The organism is Agrobacterium rosae, assembly GCF_002915175.1.
In the GTDB taxonomy this organism is placed as follows: domain Bacteria; phylum Pseudomonadota; class Alphaproteobacteria; order Rhizobiales; family Rhizobiaceae; genus Agrobacterium; species Agrobacterium rosae.
The window spans coordinates 41,043-53,009 of the sequence record NZ_NXEJ01000011.1; the positions used below are offsets into that span (position 1 = coordinate 41,043).

General features: G+C 57.6%; 12 protein-coding genes. 5 read left to right on the top strand and 7 right to left on the bottom strand.

Annotated features, from left to right (window positions below):
* Positions 1–11: 11 nt before the first annotated feature.
* The 7 genes from CPJ18_RS22305 to CPJ18_RS22335 are packed head-to-tail and all read right to left on the bottom strand — an operon-like array spanning position 12 to position 6,940.
* Positions 12–890, bottom strand: coding sequence for an MBL fold metallo-hydrolase (locus CPJ18_RS22305; protein ID WP_153366812.1), 879 nt, complete (start codon positions 888–890; stop codon positions 12–14).
* Between the two features lie 8 nt (positions 891–898).
* Positions 899–1,735 carry an SDR family NAD(P)-dependent oxidoreductase gene (locus CPJ18_RS22310; protein WP_083716559.1) on the bottom strand — a complete coding sequence of 279 codons (837 nt, stop codon included), beginning with the start codon at positions 1,733–1,735 and terminating at the stop codon, positions 899–901.
* Positions 1,736–1,748: 13 nt separating this feature from the next.
* Positions 1,749–3,251: an aldehyde dehydrogenase gene (locus CPJ18_RS22315; protein ID WP_103660073.1), complete on the bottom strand. Its 1,503-nt coding sequence runs from the start codon at positions 3,249–3,251 to the stop codon at positions 1,749–1,751.
* 28 nt (positions 3,252–3,279) lie between these two features.
* Positions 3,280–3,975 (bottom strand): GntR family transcriptional regulator, encoded by a 696-nt coding sequence (locus CPJ18_RS22320; RefSeq protein WP_077106120.1) that lies wholly within the window; start codon positions 3,973–3,975, stop codon positions 3,280–3,282.
* 29 nt (positions 3,976–4,004) lie between these two features.
* The gene (locus tag CPJ18_RS22325) at positions 4,005–4,919 is read right to left on the bottom strand and encodes a polysaccharide deacetylase family protein (protein WP_077106072.1); all 915 of its coding nucleotides are present in this window, start codon (positions 4,917–4,919) and stop codon (positions 4,005–4,007) included.
* A gap of 24 nt (positions 4,920–4,943) precedes the next feature.
* The gene (locus CPJ18_RS22330; protein WP_077106073.1) at positions 4,944–5,690 is read right to left on the bottom strand and encodes a maleate cis-trans isomerase family protein; all 747 of its coding nucleotides are present in this window, start codon (positions 5,688–5,690) and stop codon (positions 4,944–4,946) included.
* 44 nt (positions 5,691–5,734) lie between these two features.
* The gene (locus tag CPJ18_RS22335; protein ID WP_077120114.1) at positions 5,735–6,940 is read right to left on the bottom strand and encodes an FAD-dependent oxidoreductase; all 1,206 of its coding nucleotides are present in this window, start codon (positions 6,938–6,940) and stop codon (positions 5,735–5,737) included.
* A 395-nt stretch (positions 6,941–7,335) separates the two neighbouring features.
* On the opposite strand from CPJ18_RS22335, the gene CPJ18_RS22345 reads away from it, so the two are divergent.
* From CPJ18_RS22345 to CPJ18_RS22365, 5 genes are read left to right on the top strand one after another with little or no spacing between them, the layout of a single operon-like run.
* Complete coding sequence (locus CPJ18_RS22345; protein ID WP_077106076.1) at positions 7,336–8,253, top strand: branched-chain amino acid ABC transporter permease; 918 nt, start codon at positions 7,336–7,338, stop codon at positions 8,251–8,253.
* Positions 8,253–9,182, top strand: coding sequence for a branched-chain amino acid ABC transporter permease (locus CPJ18_RS22350; RefSeq protein WP_077106077.1), 930 nt, complete (start codon positions 8,253–8,255; stop codon positions 9,180–9,182). Before CPJ18_RS22345 ends, CPJ18_RS22350 begins: the two co-directional genes overlap by 1 nt.
* Positions 9,179–9,982, top strand: coding sequence for an ABC transporter ATP-binding protein (locus tag CPJ18_RS22355; protein ID WP_077106078.1), 804 nt, complete (start codon positions 9,179–9,181; stop codon positions 9,980–9,982). The genes CPJ18_RS22350 and CPJ18_RS22355 overlap by 4 nt, the downstream gene beginning before the upstream one ends.
* Positions 9,972–10,718, top strand: a complete 747-nt coding sequence (locus CPJ18_RS22360; RefSeq protein ID WP_181013804.1) for an ABC transporter ATP-binding protein — start codon at positions 9,972–9,974, stop codon at positions 10,716–10,718. The genes CPJ18_RS22355 and CPJ18_RS22360 overlap by 11 nt, the downstream gene beginning before the upstream one ends.
* Positions 10,719–10,760: 42 nt before the next feature.
* Positions 10,761–11,942: an ABC transporter substrate-binding protein gene (locus CPJ18_RS22365; RefSeq protein WP_077106079.1), complete on the top strand. Its 1,182-nt coding sequence runs from the start codon at positions 10,761–10,763 to the stop codon at positions 11,940–11,942.
* Positions 11,943–11,967: the final 25 nt, after the last annotated feature.

The window sequence follows — 11,967 nt, forward strand, 5'->3', positions numbered from 1 at the left end:
AGTGGTGGCGATCATGTCACGAACTCCGGGACAAAATTGCTGCCGACACGTTTGATCCGCATGCCGCTGAAATGCCGCAGATGAGCGGGGATGAGGATTGTACCGTTATCCGCGGACTCGTTCAGCAGTTCCATGCGGGTTGCAATGGCCATTTCTTGGTCGCTGCAAAAGCGGCTGACCCAATCCGGGTGATAGACCTGAACCACGGAATGAATGGCATCCGCACAGAAGATTGCCTTTTGCTGGCCGTGGCAAAGGCAGAGGCCGATCTGGCCCGGCGAATGGCCAGAAAGCGGTTTGAGTGAAATACCATCGGCAATCTCGGCATCGGCATCGACAAGGTCCAGTTGCTCGGCCTCAAGGATCGGCATCACGCTATCGATGAAGGAGCCGTGATTGTGCTGGCCGGGTGCTTTGTTCTCTGCATCCCGCCAATGGGTAAACTCCTGTTTGCCGACGAGATAGCGAGCATTCGGAAAGGTCGGCACCCAACGTCCATCGACCAGCTTAGTGTTCCAGCCGACGTGGTCCGCATGCAGATGGGTGCATAATACCATGTCGATATCGTCGGGGCGCAGACCATGCGCCGCCAACCGCTCGAGATAACCGGAGCCCCTGCGCTGATGCCAGTCATCGGCTCTTCTCGGGCGTGGCTTGTGTTCACCGATGCAGGTGTCGATCAGGATATTGCGTCCGCCAATGCGCAGCAGATGGCTGTGAACACCTAGAAGAATACGCGCAGTACCGAAATCCACATGATGCGGTGAAAGCACCGTTTCGTACTCCCGCAAGTCCGCAACCGTCCGGCCTGGGAACAGCAGATCGATCGGCAGCGCGAAGGGGTCGAGGTCAGTGATCGTGTCGATGGTGGCGTCGCCAAATGTCCGCATTCCGCGCCTCACATGATCATCGGTTTGGCAACCGGTGCCGAACGGGCGGCCTCGGCAGCTTCGGCGGGGGCCAGATTGTCGTCCCACAATCTTGCGATATAGCGCCCGCCTGTCTGGCCGTTGGATTGGTCAGCGCAAAGCCAGAGGATGGCGCGGCGCATGATCGATGCAGGTAGGAGATTGCCGTCAGCACCTTTCTTGTCGGGGCTATCAGGTAGAAGGCCGGTATCGGCTGCTCCGCCGGGAAGATAGACATTCACGTCCACACCGGTGCCTGCGAGGTCCTGCGCCCAGATGCGGGACGTGGCTTCCAGTGCCGCCTTTGTGGGGCCATAGGGTGCATAGCCTTTGCGAACGATGGTCTGATCACTGGTAGAGATATTGATCACCTTGCCGAAACCGGCAGTCACCATATGCGGTACTGCGGCGCGCGCCATGTTGAAGGTGCCGTTGATATTGGTGGCGACGATGGCCGCCCATGCCTGCGGATCGGCTTCCCAAAACTTCGTCGGCTGTGTGTTGAAGGTCTCGCTGATCAACCGCATGCCGACACCCGCATTGTTGATGAGGACATCGATCTTTCCAAATGCGGCGATGACCGAACGGACAGTGGCTTCGCACTGACTATAATCGCTGACATCAGCAGCCAGACCCAACACATTCTGCGACCCGGCAATCCGCGTTGCTTCAGCAATGGTGTCTTCCAGTGCCTGGCTGTCGCGAGACCCTGTTATAGCCACGCATGCGCCAGCTTCCAACAGTGCGAACGCCATTTCCTTGCCGAGGCCTCGGGAGCCGCCGGTAACGAGAACGGAACGGCCTTTCAGGGAGGGATAATCGATCACGGTCTTCTCCTCCTCAGCCGGACATGCCGAGACGCGGTATCTTGCGCGGTTCGCGGGCGATGATCGTCGTCTTCATTTCGGTAAACATCGCCTGCGAGCCTTTGGCCCCCTCGCGCCCTAGGCCGGATTGTTTGTATCCACCGAAGCCGGTTCTGAGATCCCGGACAATCGGGGTGTTGACCAGAACGGTACCGGTGCGAAGAGCCGAGGCGGCTCGCATCGATCGCTCCAGATCACGTGTCCAGACATAACCAACGAGGCCGAAGTCGCTGTCATTGGCCCTGCTGATCACTTCCTCCTCATCATCGAAGACCTGAAGTGCTGCAAAAGGTCCGAAGATTTCTTCCTGGCAAATGGCGAGGCTGTTGTCGGGCGCCAGCATGGCGGTTGGCTCGAAATAATAGCCGGTGTTGAAACCGGCATGGCGGTGGCCACCGGCCAGCAGTTGCGCCTTCTGCGATATGCCGCTTTCGGCGTAACGGGACATGCGCTCGCGCTGGGCTTGATTGATCATCGGGCCAATCTCTGTGCCAGATGTCAGCGGGTCTCCAACCTTCAGTGCTTTGACACGGCTCGTGAAGGTTTCGATGAAGCGTTCGGAGATGGAGCGCTGTACGAATATGCGCGTTCCGGCAAGGCACATCTGGCCGTTGTTCATGAAGGAACTCAGCATCGCCGCATCGAGTGCCTGATCGAAATCGGCATCATCGAAAATGATGTTGGCAGACTTGCCGCCCAGTTCCATCGCCGAGCCCTTGATGCCTTTCGCCAGCGAGGTGAGGATTGCCGCACCCGTCTCTGTGCCGCCAGTAAAGGACACCATGTCGATGGCGGGATGCGATACCAGCGCCGTGCCGGAGATATGACCACGACCGTTGACGAGGTTCATAACGCCTTGCGGCAATATGCCTTCGATGATCTCGAAAAGGCGGGTGACCGTGAGTGGGGTCAGTTCGGAAGGTTTGACGACGCAGCAGTTTCCAAAAGCCAGCGCCCCGGCGATCTTCATGGCGGTCAGGCCCAGAGGCATGTTCCACGGGCCGATCAGCGCGCAAACACCAATCGGCTCATAGGTGACGATGCTCATCAGGCCCGGCTCCTGAGTGAAGACATCGCCGCCCGACTGGTTGATATATTCGGCAAAGAACCGGAAGTTATAGGCTGCGCGCGGAACATGGATGTTGCGCGTCTGATTAAGCGGAATGCCGGTATCGATCGTTTCAAGAACCGCCAGTTCGTCAGCGTGCGCGAGGATCGCGTCATGGATCGCCATCAACGCAGTCTGGCGTTCGGCGACAGTCGTGCGTCCCCATGGCCCTTTATCGAAGGCGTGCCGTGCTGAGGAAACCGCACGGTCGACATCATCTGTGGAGGATTCGAACAGGACACCCACCGTCTGCTCCGTGGCCGGATCGATGACGGGGATTTCCTCACCGCCCGCTTTCACAAATGCCCCGTCCATATAACCGTTCAGACGGCGCGGGGTCTTTGTCAGAGTGTCTCGATCATCGGTCATGGCTGTCTCCTTTCGCGGCGCGCGTTGCCTAGCGACGTTTCGGTTCGCGGGGCTGCGGTCTGGTGGACAAAATGTGCCCGCTCATGGCTGCGGCCGCCCAATCGCTGTTGCGTTCCTTGAGCGCGGCAAGGATATCGCGGTGCTGGTCATTGGATCGCCTGATATTGACTGCCCGGTCAGCCACGAACTGTTTGAAGATGGCCAGTGGCAGCGAGATTTGCGGTGCCATCAATTGCTGCAGATGCGCAGAATGCGTGGCTGCGGCAATCGCGGAGTGGAAATCGGCATTCAGCAGCACGAATTTTTCAAGCGATCCATCGCTCCCATCATTGGCAATATCGTCGATCTCATCGATCAGCCGCTGAAGCTTGACCAGTTCAGCCTCGGTGATCTTCCGCGCCGCTACCTCTGCCGCATAACTTTCCAACCGGGCGCGCAGCTCGAACACGATGATCACTTCCTCGTAAGAAAATTTCGAGACGAAGCGATGCCGGTTGATGACGGTGGCAAGACCCTCCGCTGCCAGCCGCCGCAGGGCTTCGCGTACCGGTGTGCGGCTGGTGCCCGTCATGGTCGCCAGCATCTCTTCCGGCAGATGATCGCCCGGCTTCAGCGTGCCGATCAGGATCGCCCGCCTTATGCCCTCATAGGCCCGGTCGACGGGACGTTGCTCCAGTTCCAGCGTCTCGTCATCGGCTTCATCCGGCAATTCTATATTGATCATGGCTGCAAACTCCTCCTCTGCGGCCATTGTTATTTCACAACCGGATCGATGTGGCTCTCATGGTTTTCGAGATACCATGCCGCAATCTCTTCGCGGGTTGCGAACCAGACATCATCGAATTGCTTGGCATAGCGAATGAAATCTCGAAGCGCGCGCACGCGGTAAGGCTGGCCGATGACATGCGGGTGCAAGCCGATATTCATGAACTTGCCGGTCTTCTCGCTTTCCGCATAAAGCCAATCGAACTGCTCCTTGAACATCTGCAACCCGCCTTCCGCACCGAGCCCTTGGCGCAGAAAGCTGAAGTCGTTGACCTCGGATGTGTAGGAGACGGATACCAGCGGCTTACCGCTGCGGGTGTTGATCAGATAGGGCTGGTCGTCATTGAGCAGGTCGGTGAAGAAGAGCAGGCCTTCTTCAGCCAGAATATCGGCGGTGTTGAATGTCGAGCGCAGCGAACTGGACAGCCACCCCTTTGCCTTGAAGCCGCAGAAGTCCTCATAGACCTTGAGCGTGGAGCGGATGACTTCACGCTCCTTCTCCTCGTCGAACATATTGTCCGTCAGAAGATCGGACTGCACATAATTATGTGCGACGATTTCCCATTTGCGGTCGAGTGCGGCCTGAATGACCTGTGGGCGTTCAAGCGCCATCTTGGCATTCATGGTGCAACTGGATGGCACGCCTTCTTCGTCGAAGATATCGAACAGACGCCATACACCGACGCGCTGGCCATATTCGCGCCAGGTGTAGTTGGCATTGTCATAGACATTGCCGGGCAGGTCGCCGCCAACAATGCTGGGTCCGCCGGGATAATAGGGCTTTGCGCTGTCGCGTACCGCATCCCAATATTCGAAATTGATGGTGGTGATGATGGCCAGCCGCTTACCGTTTGGCCAGCGCAGAGGTTTGCGTTCATTGATGGGAATGAAATCATACTGCATGGAAAGCTCCTGACATACTTATGATCAATGATGGGAGAGGAGCGAGCCCCAGCCCTGCACCTTGTCCTCGATGCCGTTTTCGCGCAGCGCATACCAATAGGTCGCGGTGTTGATGGCGATCACCGGCTTGTCGAGCCAGAATTCGGCCAGACCGGCAACGCGGGCCATGGCGAGATTGGTGCCGACCTGAACGATGGCTTCCACGGAGCTGTCATTGACCTCCATGATGCAATCGCGCAGCACCTGTTCGCTGGTATGGGCGATCAACATCGGGCTTTCGCATTTCAAGCCCTTGAGATGCACGACCTCGTAACCGCAGTCGCTGAAGAATTTTGTGACCTGCTTGTCACCCACCGGCATGTAAGGCGTCACCACACCGATGCGCTTGATATCACCATATTTCTTGAGTGCTGCCTGGCAGGCATCCGAACCCATGGTGACCTTGACGCCAGCCCGTTCCTCGACCCGCTTTTGAAGTTGGGCGGAGCCATCGAGACCATCCCAGAAGGTTTCAGCTGACATGCCCATGACCAGATGGTCAGGGCTGCACGTCATGACGGAATCGATCGATTCCATAATGGCAGCGCGGATGTTGTCGATGAGCGCCAGAAAATCCTCATCGCTTTTGACGGGGTCATCCGGGATCGTGATGCGGGAGAAATGGTTGGTGATGCCGACCGGACGCATGGAATCGAATTCTGGCTGCACGGACGTGTTTGTGGAGGGGGCGATGACGCCGAATTTCTTGCGATAACCGAGGCTGTCGACCATGTGAGATATCCTTCTGAAAAGAGATGGGATTGAGTGCCGGGGTGTCAGGCCACGTTTTCGAGATCGCGCAGAGACTGGATCATCGATGAACCCATGAGAAACGCCTTGTGGGTTACGGGATTTTCCACTGTTCGGCGCAACTCGTCGTGATAGGCAGCTCTGGCCGCCGGATCGTTTTCCGCCATCATTTTACGGTTGCGCAGCGATTGCTGCTGCACGGTCTCGATCGCCACCTTGCGACGCTGGCGGTTGTAGCGCTCGGTGATCTCCAACGGTGCCTTTCCATGCCAGACATCGGCCAACTTGTCGCAAAGATTGACCGCATCGTGAATCCCGCCATTCATGCCCATGCCGCCAAGTGGATTGTTGAGATGGGCAGCATCGCCAGCGAGGAAAATGCGTCCGGCCACATAGGTTTCGGCGACGCGCTGGTGCACCCGGTAAGCCGTTGAATGGATGATCTCGTAAGCGTCGTCCTTTGGGAATAGTCCCTGAAGGCGGCGTTCCATCGTCGCGGGGTCTTTGATCTCTTCGTCGATCTGGTTCGGATCTGTTGGCAGAAGCACGCGCCACAGTGAAGGGGTACGCAACAGAACCGCCCATTCTGAGGGGTCGGTGAGATAAGCAATAGGCGCGAGATCGGCGATGGCTTCATCGAACCGGAACGTCGTGGACATGGAGAGGAATATTTCCGGGATTGTCAGGCCATCGAAAGCGATACCCAGCGTCTTGCGAATGGTGCTGCGCGCGCCATCCGCGCCGATCAGATAGCGTCCTTCCAGCTTTTCGACGCTGCCATCCGGCCGCTCAATGGACAGCACGACGCCGTCTTCGTCCTGATGGACATCGACCGCTTTGGCACCATAGATGAGATCGATCTTGTCGTCATTGTCGATAATTTCCCGCAACTCTTCGGACAGCTTCCATTGCTCGCATTGCAGGCGATAGGGATGGGCAGTTTCTCCGGCAAGAATGCTTAGATCATAAGTGGCGATCACGCCTTCCTTGCGGTCACGAAACTGCCACTGCGGGCAGACAAGGCCACGGGCAACGAGCTTGTGGCTGATGTCGAAGCGATCCAGCATATCCAGCGTCGGCGGATGAAAGGTCGAAGCGCGCAGATCGCCGGGTAATTCCCGACTTGTCTCTACAATCGTCACCGGGATGCCGGACTGTGACAGGCAGCAGGCAGCCACCAGCCCGACCGGACCTGCACCAACAACGATAATCCGCTCTTTTTTCCCGCTCATTGCCTGCATTTCTCCGTGAATGTTCCCCTTGACAACAATCAAGGTCTAACTCAATGTGTACATAATGTCACGACATATAATTCTATTTTTCCTATAAATGTCGAGACGCACTATCCGACCAATGGTCATTTTTCTAGACTGGTCGGACGAATATCGATCGCGGAGGCCCATAAGGTGCCCTGACGAGCAAAAGCGCGCCAACGAGCGCCAAGAGTGGAACGAGAATGGGAAATTCTGCGATGAAAAGCCATCATGGTCATGGCGATAGCTGGCATGGAGTCAGAGATCGTACCGTCAAGCGCATCCTCACTCATGCGATGCAAAACCGGCATATCGGATCAAATTCCCCCGAGTAATGCACGTTTTTGTATACAAATATCGCAGGAGATATTTCGATGCTGCTTCTTCAACAAATCATCAACGGCGTCATGCTCGGGAGCGTCTATCTGACAGTCGCTGTCGCATTCACTCTGACGATTGGCGTTCTGAACTTTTTGAATTTCACCATTCCGACGCTGTTCATGATGGCCGGTATGCTGGCCTGGGCCTTCACCAAGTGGGGATTGTTCGGCATCGGGCCGCCCGTGCCTTGGGTTATTGCACCGGTGCTGGCCATTGTCATGACAATTCTCATGTCGCTGATCATCGAACGTTTCACGTTTCGGTTCTTGAAAACCAAGTATGGTGACTCGACAGAGCATGCGATCCCACTGGTCAGTTCGCTCGGCTTTTTGCTGATCATCGAAAATCTCATTCGCATCGGTTACGGCACGGAGGCGCAGCGTGTTGCGGGTGCCGGTGGTGCGGATCTGACGATCAACATCGGCGGGCTGTTTCTGCGGGTGCCACAGGTCATCAGCCTGATCGTGGTGCTAGTGATCGTCTACGGCCTCAACTGGATTTTGAAGCACAGCCGCATCGGTCGCGGGCTTCGTGCCATCGCAGAAAACCCCGATGCCGCCAATATTCTGGGCGTTCAGGCCAACAAGCTCGTGCCTGTCATCTTCATGCTTACGGGTCTTCTCTGCGGCCTTGCCGGTATTCTGTTTGCCGTCAATTACGGTGAGGTCTCGCCGCATATGGGTGAAGACATCGGCTCCAAGGCGATTGCTGGCATGGTCGTGGGCGGTCTCGGCTCCATCTGGGGTGCTGTGCTGGGTGGCCTGATCATCGGCCTCACCGAAATGCTGACCATCCACTTCTTCGGTGCCGACACCGTGCAGGTTGCGGTCTGGGGGCTGCTGCTGCTGACTCTCTTCGTTCGGCCACAGGGTCTGTTCGGCCATCATTCCATCGGTAAGGGGAAGCTCTGATGAGTGGTTACTGGATGGGGATTCTGACGATCCTCTCGCTCAATATCATCATGGCCTATGCGATCTTCCTGCCAGTCGCTACCGGTCAGCTCAATCTGGGCGGTGCAGGGTTCCAGGCACTCGGCGCCTATACGGCAGCCTATATCTCCGCGACCTACGGCCTCACTGCCTGGGTCACCATTCCGGCGGCCATGGCTGTGACGGGTCTCGTCAGTTATCTGATCGCCTTCCCGTTGCTGCGCACAAAGGGCGTCTATCTGGTGTTGGCGACCTTTGCCTTTGCCGAAGTCGTTGCTGGTGCCATTCTTAATTCCGAAACACTTGGCGGTGCCATGGGCATGTCGGTGCCGGAATTCGTGGATTATCAGGTCCCGGTCATAGCCGCCGTTCTCGTCAGTCTCTTCGTTTTCTATCTCATGGCGACGCGCCTCGGGTTGGCAATGCGCGCAGCCCATGATGACGATATCGTCACCGATCTCATGGGCGTGAATGTTCGCGGCGTGCGCGTCTGCGCCTTTGCCATCGGCGGCGCGCTGGCGGGCCTCGCGGGCGGGCTTTACTCACACTCCTTCAGCTTCGTGGAAATTCAGGGCTTCAACTCGGCCTTGTCGATCTATGTGCTCCTCTACGTGCTGCTGGGTGGCACGCAGACGGCCTGGGGGCCGTTGGTCGGCGCGACGTTCTTCACCATGCTGCCAGAGGCACTGCGCATTCTTCTGCCTGATCTGAAGCAGTGGGCCAATACGATGTTCGATCTGGGCGCATCGGTTTCGCCACCTGACGAGAGCTGGCGTTTCGTCATTCTCGGTGTTCTCACGGTAACGATGATGATCTTCCGCTCCGAAGGTCTGATCACCCGCACGATGCTGGAGCGGCTACGTTTTCGCAAAACCGCTGACGATGCTCAAGGTAGGGAGATCGCGGCATGAGCGGCAATATTCTTTCCCTTCAAAACGTATCGAAGCGCTTCGGTGGCCTCAGCGTCATAACAGATGTCAGCTTCGATGTTCCCGCTGGATCGCGCATGGCGCTGATTGGCCCGAATGGCGCTGGAAAGACGACGATCTTCAATCTCATTTCCGGTTTCTACCTGCCGGATGAGGGTGACATTCTTCTGGAAAACCAGGCTATCCAGTCAATTCCGTCGCGCAAGCGTATCGGTCTGGGCATTGCCCGCAGCTTCCAGAACATTCGCCTGATGCCGCATCTGTCCGTCACGGAAAACATCATGCTCGGGCAGCAGTCTCGTGCTGGCAGCGTGGTGGATATGTTGAAACCCCTCTCAATCTTCGGTCGCTCGCATTGGCGGCAGGAAGCTGAGGCGCTGCTGGACGAGATGGGGTTGAAAACCTATCCCGGTGAAGTGGTCGCGACGCTGCCCTACGGTATCCGCAAGAAAATCGAGGTGGTGCGGGCGCTTGTTGCCCGGCCAAAGCTGCTGCTTCTCGATGAGCCTGCCGCCGGTCTCAACGCCGCCGAAACCGAAAGCCTGACCGAATTCCTGCAACGCATATCTGCAACCGGCGTGACGTTGCTTGTGGTGGAACACGACATGGGCCTCGTTCGCCGCCTGTGTGACCACGCGGTTGTGCTGAACTTCGGTCGCAAGATTTATGACGGCCCCACCGCCACCGTGCAGGAAGACCCGCTGGTGCTCGAAGCTTATCTCGGGCCGCGCGATGCCAGAGCCATGGTTAAGGCGAAAGAGGAGGACAGCCATGTTGCTTGAAGTTTCAGGGCTGCATGTGCGCTATGGCCGCAACCATGCCGTCAAGGCGCTGGACCTGACCATTCAGGAAGGCGAGATCGTCACCGTTCTTGGCTCGAACGGGGCGGGTAAGACATCCCTGCTTCGGGCGTTGCAGGGCGCGGTCAAACCCGCTGGCGGTTCGGTAAAATTCGCAGGCGAGGATATCACCAATTTCTCGCCCGCCGACCGGGTGACGCGCGGCATGATGCTGGTGCCGGAGGGACGCCAGATCTTCGTCAGCATGACGGTGCACGAAAATCTGCTGATGGGGGCTTACCTTCGCCATGACGGCGACTGGCACCGCGACCTTCAGGCCGTCTATCAGCGCTTTCCCAATCTGTCGGAACGCAAGGACATGAAGGCCAGCGTGCTTTCCGGCGGCGAGCAGCAGATGCTGGCTATCGGGCGGGCGCTGGTGGCCCGGCCCCGGTTGATCATGCTGGATGAGCCATCGCTCGGTCTGTCGCCGCTTTTCGTCAACAACCTCTTCGAACTGATCAAGGAGCTGAACCGCGACGGTATCAGCATTCTCCTAGTCGAACAAAATACAGGCATGGCGCTGGAGACCGCCAGCCGTGGCTATGTGCTCGAACTGGGCAAGGTCGTGCTTGCCGACAGTGCCGCGGCACTGGCCGGAAATACTGCCCTGACCGAAGCCTATCTCGGTGGCAGCCATGCTTCCTCGACATCACCTAGACAAACCCAAACCGTGTGACCCGCGACGGACGGATGGTCCGTTCAGCTTCAGGAGAATGTCATGAAATTGAGTGCTAGATTTTTGACCGCAGTCGCGCTGGCAGGATTGCTCGCAGGCCCGACGCTGGCGGCAGATACGATCAAGATCGGCAACATCGTCGCCACTTCCGGCCCGCTGAAGGGACCGGGCGAACCGACCGTCGTTGCCGCAGACATAGCGTTGCAGGAAATCAATGCTGCTGGTGGCATCAATGGCAAGCAGGTGGAACTCGTGCGCTTCGAGACCGGCTCCGACCCCAAACAGGCGTCTGTCGGCGCGCGCAAGTTGATCCAGGATGACGGCGTGCTGGCCATCGTCGGACCATTGTCCTCCGGTGAAGCGGCTGTGGCGTTCAATGATGCCGACCGTCTCAAGGTGTTGATGATGCCGAACGCGGCCTCGACGCCGGGCCTGACGAACAACCGCAAATATGGCTGGAGGCTGACGGAGGACGAATCCAAGCAGTTCACCCGCATGCTCACATCGCTGAAAAACAAGGGCGTGAAGCTGGACACGGCCCAGATCATCTACATCTCCGAAGAGGTCGTTTCCAACGCCTCCGGCACCAAGCTCTATCCGGCCATCTTCGATAAGATGGGCATCAAGTACGGTCCGCCACTTGCCGTTCAGTACAAGAGCTTCGACATGTCGGCCCAGGCGGCCCAGATCATGCAGGTCAACCCGGATGTCGTTGCCATCGCCGCATTGCCGGATTCCGCCTCCAAGGTCATCAAGGAATTGCGCCGTCAGGGTTACAAGGGCCGCATCATCGGCTCGCAGATATTTGCAGATCCGAACGTGGTCGAACTGTTCGGTCCTGAAGGCAACGGAACCGTCATGGCCGCCGGCTTCTGGAAAGGCTTTAGCGAGCGCTCTTCAGCCTTCAACGACAAATTTGTGAGCGAGGCCGAAAAGCGCGGCATCCACAAGCTCGGCGCTCACCATTCCGATGCGCAGACCTATGACACGCTTTTCCTGATGAAACAGATCATGGAAAAGGCCGGGGTGACCGGTGATCCGGCAAAGGTGGATGAAGAACGCGAAGCCGTTGCCAAGGGCATGGAGGGCGTTACTTTCTCGGGCATTCTCGGCAACAATATCTGCTTCGTCGGCCACGATGCGGAACTGCCCGGCTATGTCATCGAAATCAAGGACGGCCAGTGGACAAAGCTGGACGAAGCTCCCGCCGACAAGTGCAACTGATTGCCTGTTCAACGTAAAAAAGCCG

What these genes read in the sequence shown, in the direction of transcription:
- CPJ18_RS22305 (WP_153366812.1), bottom strand. Translation starts at nt 890, where the DNA reads ATGCGGACATTTGGCGACGCCACCATCGACACGATCACTGACCTCGAC.
- CPJ18_RS22315 (WP_103660073.1), bottom strand. Translation starts at nt 3,251, where the DNA reads ATGACCGATGATCGAGACACTCTGACAAAGACCCCGCGCCGTCTGAAC.
- CPJ18_RS22320 (WP_077106120.1), bottom strand. Translation starts at nt 3,975, where the DNA reads ATGATCAATATAGAATTGCCGGATGAAGCCGATGACGAGACGCTGGAA.
- CPJ18_RS22325 (WP_077106072.1), bottom strand. Translation starts at nt 4,919, where the DNA reads ATGCAGTATGATTTCATTCCCATCAATGAACGCAAACCTCTGCGCTGG.
- CPJ18_RS22330 (WP_077106073.1), bottom strand. Translation starts at nt 5,690, where the DNA reads ATGGTCGACAGCCTCGGTTATCGCAAGAAATTCGGCGTCATCGCCCCC.
- CPJ18_RS22335 (WP_077120114.1), bottom strand. Translation starts at nt 6,940, where the DNA reads ATGAGCGGGAAAAAAGAGCGGATTATCGTTGTTGGTGCAGGTCCGGTC.
- CPJ18_RS22345 (WP_077106076.1), top strand. Translation starts at nt 7,336, where the DNA reads ATGCTGCTTCTTCAACAAATCATCAACGGCGTCATGCTCGGGAGCGTC.
- CPJ18_RS22350 (WP_077106077.1), top strand. Translation starts at nt 8,253, where the DNA reads ATGAGTGGTTACTGGATGGGGATTCTGACGATCCTCTCGCTCAATATC.
- CPJ18_RS22355 (WP_077106078.1), top strand. Translation starts at nt 9,179, where the DNA reads ATGAGCGGCAATATTCTTTCCCTTCAAAACGTATCGAAGCGCTTCGGT.
- CPJ18_RS22360 (WP_181013804.1), top strand. Translation starts at nt 9,972, where the DNA reads ATGTTGCTTGAAGTTTCAGGGCTGCATGTGCGCTATGGCCGCAACCAT.
- CPJ18_RS22365 (WP_077106079.1), top strand. Translation starts at nt 10,761, where the DNA reads ATGAAATTGAGTGCTAGATTTTTGACCGCAGTCGCGCTGGCAGGATTG.